At 60.3% G+C, this 18,531-nt stretch carries 14 protein-coding genes; 10 read left to right on the forward strand and 4 right to left on the reverse strand.

Features of this window, described 5'->3' with window-relative positions; translation table 11 throughout:
• Positions 1-165: 165 nt before the first annotated feature.
• Both AB4Z25_RS16380 and AB4Z25_RS16385 read right to left on the reverse strand, forming a co-directional pair.
• Positions 166-915 carry an SDR family oxidoreductase gene (locus AB4Z25_RS16380; protein ID WP_442208534.1) on the reverse strand — a complete coding sequence of 250 codons (750 nt, stop codon included), beginning with the start codon at positions 913-915 and terminating at the stop codon, positions 166-168.
• Positions 916-1,099: 184 nt separating this feature from the next.
• The gene (locus AB4Z25_RS16385; RefSeq protein ID WP_442208535.1) at positions 1,100-3,934 is read right to left on the reverse strand and encodes a M16 family metallopeptidase; all 2,835 of its coding nucleotides are present in this window, start codon (positions 3,932-3,934) and stop codon (positions 1,100-1,102) included.
• A gap of 240 nt (positions 3,935-4,174) precedes the next feature.
• Here AB4Z25_RS16385 and arfA point away from each other — a divergent pair, with 240 nt between their 5' ends.
• From arfA to AB4Z25_RS16415, 6 genes are all read left to right on the forward strand, one after another.
• A complete protein-coding gene (arfA, locus tag AB4Z25_RS16390; protein ID WP_112514521.1) occupies positions 4,175-5,695 on the forward strand; it encodes an arabinosylfuranosidase ArfA in 1,521 nt (506 codons plus the stop codon).
• Between the two features lie 62 nt (positions 5,696-5,757).
• Entirely contained in the window at positions 5,758-6,843 is a 1,086-nt protein-coding gene (locus AB4Z25_RS16395; protein WP_442208536.1) for an ABC transporter ATP-binding protein, read from the forward strand.
• Positions 6,844-6,982: 139 nt separating this feature from the next.
• Positions 6,983-8,251, forward strand: a complete 1,269-nt coding sequence (locus AB4Z25_RS16400; protein ID WP_442208537.1) for an ABC transporter substrate-binding protein — start codon at positions 6,983-6,985, stop codon at positions 8,249-8,251.
• 50 nt (positions 8,252-8,301) lie between these two features.
• Positions 8,302-9,186, forward strand: coding sequence for a carbohydrate ABC transporter permease (locus AB4Z25_RS16405; RefSeq protein WP_442208538.1), 885 nt, complete (start codon positions 8,302-8,304; stop codon positions 9,184-9,186).
• Position 9,187: 1 nt separating this feature from the next.
• On the forward strand, positions 9,188-10,012 hold the full coding sequence (locus AB4Z25_RS16410) for a carbohydrate ABC transporter permease (RefSeq protein ID WP_442208539.1): 825 nt from the start codon (positions 9,188-9,190) through the stop codon (positions 10,010-10,012).
• A 167-nt stretch (positions 10,013-10,179) separates the two neighbouring features.
• Complete coding sequence (locus tag AB4Z25_RS16415) at positions 10,180-11,103, forward strand: ArsR/SmtB family transcription factor (protein ID WP_112388666.1); 924 nt, start codon at positions 10,180-10,182, stop codon at positions 11,101-11,103.
• 30 nt (positions 11,104-11,133) lie between these two features.
• Here the strand turns inward: AB4Z25_RS16415 and AB4Z25_RS16420 are convergent, their stop codons facing one another.
• Positions 11,134-11,433, reverse strand: coding sequence for a YkgJ family cysteine cluster protein (locus AB4Z25_RS16420; RefSeq protein ID WP_112444142.1), 300 nt, complete (start codon positions 11,431-11,433; stop codon positions 11,134-11,136).
• Positions 11,434-11,500: 67 nt separating this feature from the next.
• A complete protein-coding gene (locus AB4Z25_RS16425; protein WP_442208540.1) occupies positions 11,501-12,376 on the reverse strand; it encodes a helix-turn-helix domain-containing protein in 876 nt (291 codons plus the stop codon).
• Between the two features lie 213 nt (positions 12,377-12,589).
• Here AB4Z25_RS16425 and AB4Z25_RS16430 point away from each other — a divergent pair, with 213 nt between their 5' ends.
• The 4 genes from AB4Z25_RS16430 to AB4Z25_RS16445 all read left to right on the forward strand — a co-directional run bounded on the left by AB4Z25_RS16430 (position 12,590) and on the right by AB4Z25_RS16445 (position 18,526).
• Positions 12,590-14,056, forward strand: a complete 1,467-nt coding sequence (locus tag AB4Z25_RS16430) for an alpha-glucosidase/alpha-galactosidase (protein WP_442208541.1) — start codon at positions 12,590-12,592, stop codon at positions 14,054-14,056.
• 124 nt (positions 14,057-14,180) lie between these two features.
• Entirely contained in the window at positions 14,181-16,268 is a 2,088-nt protein-coding gene (locus AB4Z25_RS16435; RefSeq protein ID WP_442208542.1) for an ABC transporter substrate-binding protein, read from the forward strand.
• A 118-nt stretch (positions 16,269-16,386) separates the two neighbouring features.
• Positions 16,387-17,394 carry an ABC transporter permease gene (locus AB4Z25_RS16440; RefSeq protein ID WP_112514527.1) on the forward strand — a complete coding sequence of 336 codons (1,008 nt, stop codon included), beginning with the start codon at positions 16,387-16,389 and terminating at the stop codon, positions 17,392-17,394.
• A gap of 1 nt (position 17,395) precedes the next feature.
• Positions 17,396-18,526, forward strand: coding sequence for an ABC transporter permease (locus tag AB4Z25_RS16445; protein ID WP_442208543.1), 1,131 nt, complete (start codon positions 17,396-17,398; stop codon positions 18,524-18,526).
• Positions 18,527-18,531 lie beyond the last annotated feature (5 nt).

Here is an 18,531-nt window from a genome sequence, read left to right on the forward strand (position 1 = left end):
AGCATTTCATGCCTTGTCGCTAATATAAAGCGCGGCATTCGCGGCTAATCGCTGATTGTTTCCTGTCTTACATAGAATAACCGCAACCGAAGCGTGATCATTGCCGTCGCGCTACTCGAAAGCGCCCGCTTCATTCACCGAGGGCGCTTCGAACGAGTTCGGTCTTCAGAGATTGCTCATGCCGCCGTCGATGATCAGCTCGCTGCCGACGATATAGGACGCTTCGTCGGAAGCGAGGAAAATGACGGTCTTGGCGACTTCACTGGCGTCGCCGAAGCGGCCAACCGGGATCTGGCTCTGAACCTGCGAAGCCATCGCCTTCGAGTCCGCTTCCGACATTCCGAGCTTGCCGTAGAGCGGCGTGGCGATGGGGCCGGGGCTGACGGCGTTGACGCGGATGCCACGGCCGACAAGTTCGCCGGATATCGTCTTGGCAAGCGTCAGAAGCGCGCCATTGGTCAGCGAGTAGACGCTCGAGTTCGGCATGCCGATATGGGCGTTGATCGAGGTGTTCAAAACAATGGCCGCGCCCTTAGCGAAGATCGGCAGCAGCGCCTGGATCAGGAAGTAGGGGCCTTTGACATTCGTCGCGATCGACTTGTCGAAAGCGGCTTCCGACCAGCCTTCGATAGGACCGAACTGGGCAACGCCGGCATTGACGAAGAGAATGTCGAGATGGCCGAACGCTTCCTCGATCTGCTGCGCGACCTTTTTCTGACCCTCGACGTCTCCGGCGTCGGACTGGATCACGAGCGCCTTGTCGCCCAGTTCCTTGCGGGCATTTTCGACGCCGGCCGCGCTGCTGCCGGTCACGGCAACGCGCGCGCCCTCGGCGATGAACTGGCGGGCCGTCTCCAGGCCGATGCCGCTGGTGCCGCCGGTGATGAGAGCGGTCTTGTTTGCAAGTCTGGACATGACGAAATCCTTTCGGTTGATCGATTGCCCGGCGCATTGCCGGGGTTGATGAGAATGATGTAGCCGAAAAGCAGTGTCCGGATTAGACAGCAAATTCCAATTCTGAAGTTCGGAAATTCCGAACGCGCAAAGGTGAGGCTGTGGTTTGCCACAGCGCCCAGCCAAGCCGTTCGACCGGACGCTTTTACTGTCCCGCTGCGGGCAGCACCTCGAATTTCCAGAATGTTTCCGGCTTCAGGTAGGCGATCGCGAACTGGCGGATGTCTTCGGCGGTGACATTGTTATAGCCGCTGAGGTTGTCGCGCACGCGCTGCAGTCCGCGGGGATCCGTCTGGGCATCCTGCAGGTGCTCGATCCAGTATTCGTTGCTTTGCTGCTGGTGCTTCATTGTTTCGATGACGGGGGCGCGGGCGCGGCTGAGCTCGTCGGCAGAGATAGCGTTCTTCCGCAGATCGGCCGTGACCTGGTCGACGAGTTCATAGAAACGCGCAAGCTTCCCTGGCGTCGTATCGACATAGATATAGGCGTAGCCGAAACCCGGAATGTCCTTCGACAGATCGACATCGGCCTGCACGCCGTAGCTTGCGCCTTCGGCGATGCGGAACTGGTCGATCAGCCTGTTCTGGATAACCTGTCCGGCGAGATTGGCGGTGAACGACCGCTTCAGGTCCGAGAGCATATCGCCGACCGGCACTCCGACGATGGCTGCAGCATTGTCGGGCCTGCCGCTATGCGTCTCGGTGATAGGCGACGCGGTCGGAGCGGGGAAGCTGACCTTGAGCGGGGCAGTGCTTGGAGCCGTATCCGGGCGTGGCGGCAGGGCGCCGAATGTCCGTGCGGTCAGAGCGATTGCTTCATCGGCCGTGATATCGCCGACTATGGTGATGTTGACCGGGCCGCTGGCAACCGCCGGTCTGAAAAGTTTTTCGAACTCGGCTGACTGGGCGGAGCCGAGTTCGGCCTTGCCGGGGAAAGTCCAGCGGGGGTCGCCGCCATGCGCAAATCCTGCGAAATCGCGGCTGATGACGCCGCCAGGGGTCGCGGCATATTGATTGAGATTGTTCAGGTAGGCCTGCTTGACCCGGTCGAAAACCTCCGGCCGGTATGCAGGGTCCGAGGTATAGGCGGCCATCAGCTGCAACTGTGTCTGCAGGTCGCTGCTCCGCGTCTGCCCGTTGAAGCGGAACGAGCTGTCGCCGACGGAGAAATCGATGCCGACAACATTCGCCGCCAGCACCCTTTGAATATCGGGATAGTCCATGGCCTTGACGCCGGAGAGAATGACTGCCGGTGAGGCCCAGAGCACCGAGGCCTGATCCTTGGGTAGGCCGATACGGCCGTGGCCGATATCTTCTCGCACCAGAACCTCGTCGGCCCGGAGCTTCGTCGGCTTGACGGTGAGCCGTACGCCGTTGGCGAATTTCACCATCGTCAGGCCGAGATCGTCAACGGCGCGGCGTTCGACGACTGTGCCCGGCGCGCCGAAATCCGTGTAGGGCCAGGCGATATCGGCCGCCTTCACCGGAGCCGTCACGGCGATGGCGCGCGATGCGTCATAAGTCTTCCGCAGCTCATCTGCGCCGCCCTTCGGAGCCGCAGGCGTCAGCAGCATCACCTGCGGGCCATTGCCGGAGAAGGTGACCGGGAGGGCTAGGTTGATCTCCCCGGCCTTGATGTCCTTCGTCATGCGTTCGAAGAGAGCCAGGTCTTCGGACGGCGAGGTATAGACCTGATCGCTATCGACGGTGTAGGCGAGCGTCGAGGCGATGCCGGTGCTCGTCCGGGTCGCCGCACCCGATGCTGCCGATTGAAGCAGGGCGCGATATTCGGTGATTTCGCGGTCGAGTTCAGGTTGGGACACGCCGAACTGCAGGAGCCGGCGCTGTTCCTGGTCGATACTGCTCAACGCCGCCTGCCATTTTTCCGGATCGCCGTTTGCGGCGATCATCACCGCATGGGCGGATTCGAGCAGATCCTGCGAGCCGGCGTCGGCGCTGGTGAAGGGCGCGTTCGGTTTGCTGGCAATGGTCGAAAGGCGGCGCCGCAGCACCAGAAGACCGAGGTCCTCGACCAGTTGCTGACGCCGCTTGGCATAGGTGTCGAGAGACGTATCGAACGGGCGTGTCCAGATGATCTGAACATTGGTCGCACTGCCCGGCACCGTGATCACATCGGCGCTTTCGGTCTTTGCCTTCAATGCACCGAGATCCGGTTCGGCAACCGCAGCGCCGCGAGGCTGCCAGTCGCTGAAGCGCTTGCGGATGTCGGCCTCCAGTGCAGCCGGATCGACGTCACCAACCACCATCAATGTCGCGCGGTCGGGACGGTAATTGGCGTTGTAGAAGTCGCGGACACGGTCGACAGGCGCATTCTTGATGATGTCGATCTTGCCGATTGGTGAGCGCAGGGTGGCGCGTTGGCCCTCGAGCAGCAGGTTGGTGACGCCGATCGACGCCCGGTATTGTGGCGTGTCGCGCAACCGCTCTTCCGAAAGGATGACGCCGCGCTCGCGATCGAAGGCGCCGGTGTCGAGCGTCAGCTCGCTTGCCGTTTCGCGCATCAGCATCAGACCGGTCGAGAGCGTGTCGGCATCGACCTCGGGAAGATCGAGCGAGTAGACGGTTTCGTCATAGGCGGTATTGGCGTTGGTATCCGGGCCGAAGGCCAGACCCTTGCGCTGCAGGATGCGGATCATCTCGCCTTCGGGGACATGGGTCGAACCCTTGAATGCCATGTGCTCAAGAAAATGCGCCAGCCCCTGCTGCTCGTCGTTCTCGTCTAGCGAACCGGCACCAATCCGGAAGCGGATCGCCGCCTGCCCCGGCGGAGTGGCGTTGTGCATGATGGCAAAGCGCATGCCATTGGGGAGAATCCCGAAGCGTATATCGGGATCTGCCGGAATGTCGCTGCGGCTCTGCGGCCAACTCTGCGGCTCCTGTGCGTGGAGGGTATTCCCTGATGCGGCGATGCAGCCGACGGCGACTGCTGCGATGAACCGCAGGCAGGTGAGATAACGCATATGGTTCGAATCCCGCAAATGAGAGGCGACAGGGTGTTTCTGTCAGGAGTCTTTCATAGGTTGCGGCTTGCAGCAATCTCTTCTGCCGCAGTTGAGCGATGCAGGCGTTTTGTCGCAACCGTGGTCGCGTTTATCGCCGTTCAAATCTGATTTTTTGATATAAAACAAAATGCTTGATTTAAAAAATCTCCCAGAATAGCGTGGCAAAAAATCAGTATCAATAAACTTTGAGGAACACCGATGCGGGCTAAAGCCACCCTGAACAGGGAATTCACGATCTCGACCGTCGACAAGCGCGTCTACGGCTCATTTCTCGAGCATATGGGCCGTGCCGTTTACACCGGCATTTATGAGCCGGGTCATGAAAAAGCGGATAAGGATGGCTTCCGTACCGATGTTCTTGATATGGTGCGCGATCTCGATATGCCGATCGTGCGCTATCCGGGCGGTAATTTCGTTTCGGCCTATCATTGGGAAGACGGCATCGGCCCGCGCGACCAGCGCCCGACGCGCCTTGATCTCGCCTGGCGGACCCGCGAAACCAACCAGATGGGCGTCAATGAATTCGCCGACTGGTCGAAGCTCGCCAAGACCGAGATGATGCTGGCGATGAACCTCGGTTCGCGCGGTCTGAACGACGCCCGTAACTTCCTCGAATATTGCAATCATCCGGGCGGCACCTACTGGAGCGACCTGCGCGCCAAGCACGGCTACAAGGATCCGCACAACGTCCGCATCTGGTGCCTGGGTAACGAGATCGACGGTCCCTGGCAGGTCGGCCACAAGACGGCGGCCGAATATGGCCACCTCGCCAACGAAGTTTCCAAGGCCTTCAAATATTTCGACAAGACGCTCGAAACCGTGGTCTGCGGCTCGTCGAACGACAAGATGAAGTCCTATCCCGAATGGGAAGCGACGGTTCTCGAAGCCAGCTATGACAGCGTCGATTACATCTCGCTGCACAAGTATTTCGGCAACGAAGAGAACGACACGCTGAATTACTACGCCAAGGCGATCGAGCTCGACCGCTACATCGTCACCATCGGCGGCGTCATCGACTATATCAAGGCGAAGAAGCGCTCGAAGCGCGATGTGAAAATCTGCTTCGACGAGTGGAACGTCTGGTATCACGACCGCAAGGAAGACGACCAGCGCTACAAGAACTGGGACTGGCCGGAAGCGCCACCGCTGCTCGAAGAGCTCTACAATCTTGAGGACGCGATCTTCGTCGCCTCGCTGATCAACGTCTTCATCCGCCGCTCAGACCGCGTCAAGATCGCCTGCATGGCGCAGCTGGTGAATGTCATCGCCCCGATTTTGACCAAGGCCGGCGGCCCGGCCTGGCGCCAGTCGATCTACTACCCGCTGCAGTTCGCCTCGAAATACGGCCGCGGGACGGCGCTGAACGTCTCCGCGTCAGGCCCGACCTACGATTGCGAAGTGGCGCAGGACGTTCCCTATCTCGACCTCTCGGCCGTGCTGCAGGAAGACGGCAAGACGATCGCGGTCTTCGCCATCAACCGCAGCCTCGACGAGGCGATGGATCTGGATGTCGATCTGCAGGGCTTCAAGGGCGCGAAAATCCTCCAGCATCACACCATGGTGGGCGACGACCTGAAGGCGCGCAACTCGGTCGAGGATCAGAACCGCATCGTGCCCAAGGCCGGTTCCGGACTGCAGGTCACGGATGAAGGCAAGCTCAGCGGTTCGCTGCCGGCCAAGTCCTATCACTTCATCCTGCTCTCCGTCGCTGCGGCGTGAGCTGATTGTCATCCGGGCGGCGGAGTAGGCCGCCCAGGTAGGAATGCCAATCGGGAGGATGTATGTCTGGAATCAAACTGACTGACGTCAGCAAGTCGTTCGGCTCGTTCAAGGTCATCCATGGCGTTGATATCGAGATCGAACAGGGCGAGTTCGCGGTCTTCGTCGGCCCGTCGGGCTGCGGAAAATCGACGCTGCTCAGGATGATCGCCGGTCTGGAGGAAACGAGCGGCGGCAAGATCAGCATCGAAGACGAGGACGTCACGCATACTGAAGCCTCGAAGCGCGGCGTCGCGATGGTCTTCCAGTCCTATGCGCTTTACCCGCATCTTTCGGTCTTCGAAAACATGGGCTTCAGCCTGTCGATCGCCAAGCGGCCGAAGGCGGAGATCCAGCAGAAGGTGAAGGCTGCGGCCGATATCCTGCGGCTCGAGGACTATCTTAATCACAAGCCGAGCCAGCTTTCCGGCGGCCAGCGCCAGCGCGTCGCCATCGGCCGGGCGATCGTGCGCGAACCTCGCGTCTTCCTGTTCGATGAGCCGCTCTCCAATCTGGACGCGGAACTGCGCGTGAAAATGCGCATGGAGATTGCCCGCCTGCACCGGCAGATCGGCGCGACGATGGTCTATGTCACCCACGACCAGGTCGAGGCGATGACGCTGGCCGACAAGATCGTCGTGCTCAAGGCCGGTGTCGTGCAGCAGGTCGGCGCGCCGCTCGATCTCTACCGCGATCCCGCCAATATGTTCGTTGCCGGCTTCATCGGCTCGCCGGGCATGAACTTCCTGAAGGGCAAAGTCGTCGCTTCCAGCCAGGGTTCGGCGACAATCGAACTCGACGACGCGCCGGGTAAGATCTTCGAGCTGTCGACACGGGCGCCTGTTGCAAACGGGGCCGTTGTCCATGTCGGCGTGCGCCCGGAGCATATCGGGCTTGGCGCGACGGAAGGCGGATTGCCGCTGCCCGTGACCGCCGAATTCACCGAGGAACTGGGCGGTACCGGCTATCTGCATGTGCTGACAGCAACGGGTGCCGAAATGACGGTCGAGTGCCGGGAAAGCCGGCCGCAGCCCAAGGAAAAGATCACCCTCTCGCTGAGGGTGCCTGAAATGCTGGCCTTCGATGCCGAAGGCGGAAGGCTCAGCTGATACCGAAATCCGGACGGATCCGGAACTCGGCGAAGACATGCGGGAAGGGGGACTGCAGGCCTTGGAGGAGGTCTGCGGCGACGGACGTCCCGTGCCGCGAGATGCCCATGAACAACACTTTTACTGAGGAGGAACCGACGTGAGAAAACTGGTAAAACTTGCCGTTTCGGCGGCCATAGCCTTGCTGCCCTCGGCAGCCGCATTCGCGCAGACAGACGTGACCTGGTGGGACTTCCTGAGCGGCGGCGACGGCGTTCGCATGAAGGCGCTGATCAAGGAATTCAACGACACCCACCCGGATATCAAGATCAACGCGACGACGTTGGAATGGGGCGTTCCCTTCTATACCAAGGTGCAGACGGCGGCTGCCGTCGGCCAGCAGTCCGATATCATGACCTATCATATGTCGCGCTATCCGCTGGCGGTGCCGACCGGCATCCTGCGGCCGTTCAGCGATGAGGAACTGGCCTCTGCCGGCATCAAGAAAGAAAACTATGTCGATGCCGCCTGGAAGCAGGGCACCTTCGACAACAAGGTTTACGGCATCCCCTTCGACGTCCACTCGATCGTTCTCTACTACAACAAGAACATCCTGAAGGAAGCCGGGCTGCTCGGTGACGACGGGCTACCGAAGGGTCTCGATGGCCTCGACAATTTCAATTCCGCGCTGGAGAAGATCAAGGCAACCGGCAAGGTCGAATATCCGCTGTCGCTGCATACGGACGAAGGCGGCTCGATGTGGCGCGTCTTCTATACACTGATCGCCCAGCAGGGCGCCAAGTTCATGGATGGCAACGAGATCCTGCCCGGTGATGCCGGCGTCAAGGCGCTGCAGGCCATGGCGAACTGGGTTTCAACAGGCTATTCGCCGAAGCTGATCTCCTACGAAGCCTCGATCGCTCTCTTCACCTCCGGCAAGGCTGCGATGCATGTCAACGGCGTCTGGGAGGTGCCGACGATGACCGACCTCGCCAAGAAGGGCGAACTCGGCTTCGAATGGGGTGCGATCGAGATCCCGAACCTGATGGGCACGCAGGCCACCTGGGCGGACTCGCATTCCTTCGCGGTTCCGAACAGTGACAGCAAGCCGATCACGCCTGAGAAACTCAAGGCCGTGCTGCAGATCATCGCCTGGATGAACGAGCACAGCATCTCCTGGGCCAGCGCCGGTCATATCCCCGCCTTCAAGCCGGTGACCGATAGCAAGGAATTCAAGGAAATGCAGCCGAACGCCACCTATGCGAAGCTTGCCGATACCGCTGTCTTCGACCCGGTCTCCAAGCTCGCCGGTGTCGCCGGTCCGATCTACGAGGCAACGCAGAACTTCGTGGTTCCCGCGCTCAACGGCCAGCTCGATCCGGCCGACGCCATCGATCAGATGCGCGAAGAGCTGAAGAGCCAGGAATAAGCCGTTGCTGGCCGGAGATTTCTCTCCGGCCAGCCTTCGCTTCGAAGGAGATGCCTGTGATCAACAATGAGAAGCGGCGCAAGACGCTGACGGCGGTGGCGATGATCGCGCCGTTCATGATCGCCTATGCGACGGTCTTTGCCTATCCTGTCTATAAGATGTTTGCGCTCAGCTTCACGGACGCTCCGTTGATCGGCGAGGGCCAATGGGTCGGCTTCGACAATTACGTCAAGCTGTTCCACCAGAAGCTCTTCTTCACCTCGGTCTGGAACACCGGCTATTTCGTGGTGCTCACCGTCATTCCGAACACGCTGATCGGACTTGGTCTGGCGCTGATGGTGGTGCGTCTCAAAGGCTGGGTGCAGAGCCTGATCCTGATACTCTTCTTCATTCCCTATATCCTGCCCGTTTCCGTGGTCACCCAGATCTGGAAATGGGTTCTCGACCAGCAGTTCGGTATCGCGCAGTTCGTCATCGAAGCCGTGACCGGCAAGCGCGTCAGCGTCTTCCGCGATCCCATCTGGGCCATGCCGATGGTGGCGCTGGTGACTGTCTGGTGGACCAATGGCTTCAACCTGCTGCTGTTCATCGCCGGGTTGCGCAACATTCCGCATGACTATTACGAGGCGGCGATGCTGGATGGCGCGACGCGCTGGCAATGCTTCAAGCGCATCACCTGGCCGCTGATCTGGCCGGTTACCGCGCTGGTATTGACCCTGCAGCTGATCCTGCAGCTGAAGATCTTCGACCAGGTCTATCTGCTGACCGAGGGCGGCCCTTTCAATTCGACCTATGTGCTGTTGCAGCTCGTTTACCGCGAAGCCTTCCGTTCGAACCACGGCGGCACGGGTTCTGCCGTCGCCGTCATTCTCTTCGCGATCATCGTCGTCGTCTCGGTGCTGCAGTACCAGCTGCTACGTGTGAGGGAGCGCTAGGATGCCCGGAAAAACAATCGGCAATGTGCTGCTCCTCGTCCTTACGCTCCTGATCGCCTGCATGTGGGCCTTCCCGATCTATTGGGCGGTCGTCACCTCGATCAAGCCGGAGCAGGAGGTCGTGGCGAAGACGACTTTCATCCCCGATGTGCTCAACTTCTCGGGCTACTACTATGCGCTGTTCGAAACCAAGCTGCCGACCTGGTATCTGAATTCGATCGTCACCTCGGTAACGGTGACCATCGTCGTCATCCTGATCAGCGTCATGTGCGCCTATGCGCTGTCGCAGATCGTCTTTCCCGGCCGCAAGCTGCTTTACGGCATCATTCTCGCAAGCTTCATGGTGCCGTCGCAGGCGCTGGTGATTTCGCAGTTCGTGCTGATGCACAAGCTGAACCTGATCAATACCTGGGGCGGCATCATCCTGCCGCAGCTGATCGTTCCCGTCGTCGTCATCGTCTACAAGCAGTTCTTCGATTCCGTACCGAAAGAGCTGCGCGAGGCTGCCAAGCTCGATGGCTGCGGCGAATTCCAGATCCTCTTCAAGCTCTATCTGCCCTTGAACTGGGGGATCACCACGGCGCTGGCGATCATCACCTATATCATGGCTTGGAACGCCTTCCTCTGGCCGTTCCTGGTCACCAACTCCGATGACATAATGACGATCACCGTCGGCATCACGCAGACCCGAGATGCCTTCGGCGTCAAATATGCGCGCGACATGGCGGTCGCCATTCTCGCCGCGATGCCCGTCGCACTTGCCTACCTTCTGTTCCAGAAACGCGTGACGCAGGCGCTGATGCTTTCGTCCGGCATCAAGGGATGACGTGCATGAGATTGCTTCAGGGCCGAGGTGAGAAGGCCCCTGCCGGTCCGCGAGAGTTCTCCCGAGGCGCGGACCGGCCCCTAGTAAAATTTGAGCAGCGACACAGTGCCTGCGGCCATGATATCAGCTGAAACCAACAAGAAAGACTGGAGAACCAGTATTATCATATGGAGACTAAGCTTCTAACCGTCGATCCGATGCGGGACGCAGATGTCGTCCAGGCACTCGGGTCTCCGACGCGGATCGAGATTCTCAACCTGTTGCGCCAGAAGGGGCCGCTGAATGTCAATGACATCGCGGCGCAGATGGGCTTGCCGCAATCGACGACGGCGACCAACCTGAAGGCGCTCGAGCAGGCGGGCCTCATCCAGACGCAGACGATGAAGGCGAGCAAGGGCAACCAGAAGGTCTGCTCCAGCATCTATGACGAGATCCTGATCCGCTTTGGCGCCAATGGCACCAAGGCGAGCGAGGACGTGGTCACCGTCAGCATGCCGATCGGCCTCTTCACCGAGTTCGAGGTGGGTGCGCCCTGCGGCCTCTGTTCGGTCAACAACGTCATCGGCATGCTCGATGTGCAGGAGGTATTCCTCGACCCGCAGCGCATGCAGGCGGCATTGCTCTGGTTCACCCGCGGTTATGTGGAATATAAGTTTCCGAACAACGCCAAGGTCTCCGGCAAGAAGATCCGCAAGGTGGAGTTCTCAGCCGAACTCAGCTCCGAAACGCCGGCTACCAACGCCAACTGGCCGTCCGACATCTCGATCTGGGTCAATGGTATCAAGGCCGGACACTGGACTTCTCCCGGCGATTTCGGTGACCGTCGCGGGATGTATTCGCCGGCCTGGTGGAAGCTCTCGGGCTCTCAATATGGCAAGCTGAAGACCTGGACGATCGACGAGACCGGAACCTGGATCGACGGCGCCATGGTCTCCACGCAAACTATTGCCTCGCTTGGTATCGCCGATCACCACTCGATCCGCTTCCGCATCGGCATCGACGAAAAGGCCGACAATCCTGGCGGCATGAACATCTTCGGCAAGGGTTTCGGCGATTTCGATCAGGACCTGATCATGTCGATCTATTTCTAGAGGGGCGTGCCATCGGCGGCGGTTGGCAGCTCAGTTGCCGATGCCGAAAAATTCGCGGGCAGAGAGACATTCAAAGTCTCCGGGGCTGCAGGTGCGGCAGACATGCGGCCGCACGGCGTAGATGGCGCAGGATGTCTTCGACCGTATCTCGCCGACCAGGGCGGAGCACCGGTTGCCTTCGCAGCGCATTCCCGCTTCATCGGCTGCGACATATTTCAGCGGTATCAGATCGAGCTCGGCATCCGACTCAGTCGAGAAGCGCGGCCAGTCGGCCGAGAACGAGCAGCAAGCGCCGCAAGTCTGGCAATCGAAGTCTGTTTGTGTGTCCATGGGCAGGGCATATCACAAACCGGGTGCGGATCGACAGCGGTTTGGCGATCACATCCGGGATAGCGCCCTACCGGCTGCGGCCGATGCTGGCATACATGCCGGTGGTGCGGAACTCCGTCGGCGTGATGCCGTAGACGCGGCGGAAGACCTTTGCGAAATAGTTAGCATCCTCGAAGCCGCACATGATCGATACTTCCTTTACCGGCAGGAAGTCGGCCTTGGTGAGCAGCTTGGCGGCGCGCTGCAGCCGTTGCTGCAGGACATACTCCGCGGGTGGTATGCCCTCGCTTTCGGAAAAGCTGCGAGAGAAGTGGGCGCGGCTGAGGCCGACGATGGCGGCGAGCTCGCTGACCGGGAGCGGTTTTTCCAGATACATGTTGATATGGTCGATCACCGGCTGCATCAGGCTCTGCTCGGCGATGAAGGCCGGCGAACCGAAGACGTCGTCATAGAGCGCCATGGCCGCCTCATAGGCGATGGCCGAAGCCGAGCCGGGGGTCGTTGCACCCTTGACCAGGCGCAGGCTGCAATCGGCAAGATGATCGATGGTAGATTGCTGCAGTTTGAGCACCGGACCGGCAAGCGCCAGCACCATCTTGTGGATGCGCAACGTCTCGTCGCCATTCATCGAGATCCAGAAATACTCCCAGCGCTCGCCCTTTTCGAGCCAGTAGCGGTGATTGTGCGGCACCAGCACCATCATCGTGTCGCCGCCCTGGAGCTTGTAGTTGCGGTTCAGATAACGCAGGTGGCCGCTGCCGCTGATCGTGTGCTGCAGCACCGTAAACGGCGTCTGGCCGCGCTTGCGGCCGTCCCAGTCATAGGTCTCGTTCTCGCGAACTTCGTAGCCCGCACTGGTCGGCATGGCGTGCAGCCTCTGGCGTCCGCGGGGCAGCGAAACGGTCCGCATGGCCTGTCCGTTGGCGATCAAATCGTGCAGCACAAAATTACCCTCGAAAGCATAATCCTTCTCTGGCCGCCCTGCCGAATATGCGCATAATCCCTTCGCATAAGAGGAAGAGATCGCGGCCGGACGAACGGCCGGGAGGAATACGGGTTTTAATTCCAGTGGTTTTCACCTGCATGTGCAAACATGCGGCCTGGTTCTCCCTTGTCTTCTCTCTACGTAACATTTGATCGGACCGAGGTGAAGGACATGAGTTTCAAAATCGCTATCATCGGAGCAGGCAGCGTCGGCTTCACCAAGAAGCTGTTTACCGATATCCTGTGCGTGCCTGAATTCAAGGACATCGAATTCGCGCTGACCGATCTCAGCGAACATAACCTCCAGATGATCAAGGCGATCCTCGACAAGATCGTCGAATCCAACAAGCTGCCGACCAAGGTGACGGCGACGACCGACCGCCGCGAGGCGATCTCCGGTGCACGCTACATCATCAGTTGCGTGCGCGTAGGCGGCCTGGAAGCCTATGCCGACGATATCCACATTCCGCTGAAATACGGCATCGACCAGTGCGTTGGCGATACGATCTGCGCCGGCGGCATTCTCTATGGCCAGCGCAACATCCCCGTCATTCTCGACTTCTGCAAGGATATCCGCGAGCTGGCCGAGCCGGGCGCAAAATTCCTCAACTACGCAAACCCGATGGCGATGAATACCTGGGCGGCGATCGAATATGGCAAGGTCGACACCGTCGGTCTCTGCCACGGCGTCCAGCACGGTGCCGAACAGATCGCCGAAGTGCTCGGCGCCAAGTCGCTATCCGAGCTCGATTACATCTGCTCCGGCATCAATCACCAGACCTGGTTCGTTGATCTGAAGCTCAACGGCCGCAAGATCGGCAAGGACGAGCTGGTTGCCGCCTTCGAGGCGCATTCGGTCTTCTCGCAGCAGGAAAAGCTGCGCATCGACGTGCTCAAGCGCTTCGGCGTCTATTCGACCGAAAGCAACGGCCACTTGTCGGAATACCTGCCCTGGTACCGCAAGCGGCCTGAAGAGATCACCAAGTGGATCGACATGTCGGACTGGATCCACGGCGAGACGGGCGGTTACCTGCGCCACTCGACCGAGACCCGCAACTGGTTCGAGACCGAGTTTCCGCAGTTCCTCGCCTCGGCCGAAAAGCCGATCGATCCGGCCAAGCGCTCCAACGAGCACGCGAGCCATATTCTTGAAGCGCTGGAAACCGGCCGGGTGTATCGTGGCCACTTCAACGTCAAGAACAATGGCGTGATCACCAACCTGCCATCCGACGCGATCATCGAGTCGCCCGGCTTTGTCGATCGCTTCGGCATCAACATGGTCTCGGGCGTCACCATTCCGGAAGCCTGCGCCGCCACCTGCATGGCATCGATCAATGTCCAGCGCATGTCGGTTCATGCAGCCGTGACCGGCGATATCGATCTCCTGAAGCTTGCCGTGCTGCACGATCCGCTGGTCGGCGCCGTCTCGACACCGGAAGAGGTCTGGCAGATGGTCGACGAGATGGTCGTCGCCCAGGCCCGCTGGCTGCCGCAATATGCGCATGCTGTGCCCGCCGCCAAGGAACGTCTGGCCAACAGCAAGGTCAAGACCAAGGAATGGGCAGGGGCCGCGCGCCGCAACGTCCGCTCGATCGAAGAGCTTCGGGCCGAAAAGGCGGCGCTGAAGCAGGCGGTCTGATTTTCCGGTGAAGCAAGCCGCGGCGGTCCTTCGGGAGGACGATCGCCGCGTAAAGGCTTGCTTCATCATTCCTAGAGGAGAAGCGGAGACGCCTGCAAGCGCTCCGGAACAAGAGGGAGAGACGATGACGAATTTCCGTAAGATCGGCATCCTGGCTGGACTGGCGCTTGGCGTTTCAGTCGCGGCTTTGAATGCCTACGCTTCCGAGCCGACCACTCCGCCAGCGCCGCCGCCGTTTCCGGCGGAAGGCAAGATAAAATACGTGTCGCGAGACTCCATCGAGGAGTTCAAGGCGCTTCCTTCCTATAACGAGCCGGATTGGGTCAAAAAGAACTTTGTCGATACCGGCAAGCTTCCCGCCGTCAAGGATCGCCTTCCCAAGGAACCCCTGGTCTTCAAGACCGAGAACATGGCTGACGGTATCGGCGTCTATGGCGACACGATGCGTCACGTCATCGGCGGCCGGCCCGAGGGCTGGAACTATGGCGCCGGCCAGACGCAGGGCTGGGGCGGCATCGATATCGGCCTTTCCGAATGCCTGACGCGTACCGCACCGCTCTTCCAGGTGGAAGCCAAGGATACCGAGCCGTTGCCGAATCTGGCCAAGGGCTGGGAATGGTCGGCCGACGGTCACAAGCTGACCATGCATCTGGTCGAAGGTGCCAAGTGGTCTGACGGCGCGCCGTTCAATGCTGACGACATCATGTTCTACTGGGAAGACGAAGTCGTCGACCCGAACGTCTCGCCGCTTGGCGGCGGAGCATCGCCGGAAGCTTTCGGCGAGGGAACGACGCTCACCAAGGTAGATGACTACACGGTGGAATGGACCTTCAAGGAGGCCTTCCCGAAGCAGTATCTCTACACGATGGCCTACCCGAACTTCTGCCCGGGCCCGTCGCATATCCTGAAGCCGCAGCACCCGAAATATTCGAAGAACACCTACGACCAGTTCAAGAACGCCTTCCCGCCGGAATATATGAACATGCCGGTGATGGGGGCCTGGGTGCCGGTCGAGTATCGCCCTGACGATATCATCGTCATGCGCCGCAATCCTTACTACTGGAAGGTCGATGAGAAGGGCAATCAGCTGCCTTACCTCAACGAGCTGCACTACAAGCTCTCGACCTGGGCTGACCGTGACGTTCAGGCTGTGGCCGGTTCCGGCGACTTCTCGAACCTCGAACAGCCTGAGAATTTCGTGGCATCGCTGAAGCGTGCTGCCGAAAAGACCGCTCCGGCGCGTCTCGCTTTCGGTCCGCGTCTGATCGGCTATAACCTGCGCATGAACCTCTCCGCCAATGGCTGGGGCGATCCTGATGCGCGTGGCGAGGCGATCCGCGAGCTGAACCGCAACGAGGACTTCCGCAAGGCAGTCACCATGGCGGTCGATCGCAAGGCCATCGGCGACTCGCTGGTCAAGGGTCCGTTCACGGCGATCTATCCGGGTGGCCTGTCCTCGGGCACGAGCTTCTACGATCGCAATTCCACGGTCTATTATCCCTACGATCTGGCAGGTGCCAAGGCGCTGCTCGCCAAAGCCGGCCTGAAGGATACGGATGGCGACGGCTTCGTGAACTTCCCGGCCGGAACGGCCGACGGCAAGGATGTCGAGGTCGTGCTGCTGGTCAACAACGGCTACGCCACCGACAAGAGCCTTGCAGAAGGCGTCGTCGGGCAGATGGAAAAGCTCGGTATCAAGGTCATCATCAATGCCCTTGACGGTCCGAAGCGTGACGATGCCCATTACGGCGGCCGCTTCGACTGGCTGATCCAGCGCAACACGCCGGAACTGGCTTCCGTGGTGCAGAACACCGAGCAGCTGGCTCCGATCGGTCCACGCACCAGCTGGCAGCATCGCGCCGGCAAGGATGGCAAGGTCGATCTGATGCCTTACGAAGAAAAGCTGGTCGATCTCGTCACCAAGTTCCAGGCGAGCCAGAACAACGACGAGCGCGTCGATCTGATGAAGCAGTATCAGAAGGTCGCGACCGAGAATGTCGATACCGTTGGTCTGACGGAATATCCGGGCGCCTTGATCGTCAACAAGCGCTTCTCCAACGTCCCGCAGGGTACGCCGATCTTCATGTTCAACTGGGCTGAAGACTCCGTCATCCGCGAGCGTCTGTGGGTGGCCGCCGACAAGCAGGGCAAATACGAGCTGTTCCCGCAGCAGCTGCCCGGCAAGCCCGGAGACAAGGGTCCGATTAACTAAGAGCTCCCTCCCAACCGAATGAGCTTCCGGCCGCGCGTGCTGCGCGCGGCCGGGCATAATCAACAAGCCGGCCGCGCTAGAGACGAGCGACTGGCGGCAAGGAGAAGCGAACCGTCCGATGCTACGATTCCTGCTCATGCGCATCGCCTCGGCGATCCCCGTCCTCTTCATTCTGAGTGTGGTGACATTTGCGATCATTCAGGCGCCTCCCGGCGACTACGCAGATTACATCCGCTCTCAGCTGATCAATCAAAGCGGTGCTTCCTTTGCGCAAGCCGATGCGCAGGCCCAGGCCTACCGCGTCGAGCATGGCCTCGATAAGCCGATGGTCATCCAGTACGTGAACTGGATGAAGGGCATCATCACCGAAGGCGATTTCGGCTATAGCATGTTCTACAATAAGCCGGTCGCCGATGTCGTCGCCGAGCGCCTGCCGCGCACCCTGGCGCTGGCCCTGGTCTGCCACATCTTCGCATCAATCCTCGGCATCAGCTTCGGCATATGGGCGGCAACGCGCCAGTACACCTGGATCGACAGCCTCCTGTCCGGCATCTCGTTCCTCGGCATGACCGTGCCGCGCTTTCTGATGGCGCTGATCATCGTCTATCTCTTGGTCTTCCAGTTCAACGTCACCGAGATCGGCAGTTTCTTCTCGCCGCAATATGGCGGGGCGCCGTGGTCCTGGGCGAAATTCATGGATCTCGTTAGCCATGTCTGGCCTGTCGTCGCCATCGCCACCTTCGGCGGCCTCGCCTACAACATGCGCGTCATGCGCGGCAATCTGCTGGATACGCTGAACGCCCAGTATGTCGAAACCGCGCGTGCCAAGGGATTGTCCGGCAGTGCCGTCGTGTTGCGCCACGCCGTTCCGAATGCGCTGCATCCGCTTGTCATGTATCAGGGCGTCGTGCTTCCCTACATGCTGACCGGCGAAATCGAGACGGCGATCATCTTCTCGCTGCCGACCGTCGGCCCCGCGATCGTCGGCTCCATGGCGATCGGCGACGTCTATGTCACCGCCACCTTTATGCTGGTTCTCTCGGCAACGCTGATCGTCGGCAATATCATCGCTGACATGCTGCTTGCGTTGCTTGATCCCCGCGTCCGTCAATATGGAGGAGCCTGAGATGCTGGCATTCGACTCTTCCCCGCCGCCTCCGCACGAGGAGACCGTCAAGCACGCGCCGCATGGCAACGAGAGCTATATGGCGCTCGTCTGGCGCCGCCTGCGCCGGTCCTGGACCGGAATGATGGGGCTGATCCTGGTTGGCCTGCTGATCATTATGGCGATCTTCGCGGATTTCTTCGCGCCGATGGACCCGAAGGCCACGGATGTTGGCTTTGCGCCGCCGCAGATGATGAGCGTCCACGACAAGGACGGCAATCTCGTCTGGCCGCGGGTCTATGCGCTCGGCGATTCCGAGGAGCTCGATCCCGTCACCTTCCAGCCGATCGTCGGCCCTGACTATGACAATCCGCGTGTTCTTGGCTTCTTCGTCAAGGGTGCGGAATACCGCCTGCTCGGGCTGATCCCGGCCAACCGGCATTTCTTCGGCACTGTCGGCGGCGAGCCGGTGCATTTCCTCGGCACCGACAAGTTCGGCCGCGATGTGCTGTCGCGCGCCATCATCGGCTCGCGCATCTCGCTGATGATCGCGCTGACCGTCGTCTTTATCGTCACCATCGTCGGAACGACCGTCGGCATGGTCTCCGGTTACTTTGGTGGCAGCTTCGATGTCTGGGTCCAGCGCTTCGTCGAGCTGGTGCTCGCCTTCCCGCAATTGCCGCTCTATCTGGCGTTGACTTCGCTGATCCCGATCACCGCGCCGACGAACGTCTTCCTCGCATTCGTGATCTTCGTGATGTCGGCTCTCGGCTGGGCGCAGATGTCGCGCGAGGTGCGCGGCAAGACGCTGGCTCTCGCCCGCATCGACTATGTGCGGGCGGCGATGGCCGTCGGCGCCACCGACCGGCGCATCATCTTCCAGCACATTTTCCCGAATGTGATGAGCCACGTCATCGTCGCCGTGACGCTGCATATTCCAAGCGTCGTGCTCCTGGAATCCTTCCTCGGCTTCCTCGGCTTTGCGGTGAAGCCGCCGCTGATCTCCTGGGGCCTGATGCTGCAGGATACCGCAAACTATTCCGTCATCGGGACCTATCCCTGGATCCTTGCTCCCGTCGGCTTCGTGCTCGTCACCGTCTTCGCGTTCAACGCGCTGGGTGATGGTCTGCGCGACGCAGTCGATCCTTATTGAGGTGA

The sequence above is a fragment of the Rhizobium sp. RAF36 genome, assembly GCF_052114105.1.
Taxonomy (GTDB): Bacteria; Pseudomonadota; Alphaproteobacteria; order Rhizobiales; family Rhizobiaceae; genus Rhizobium.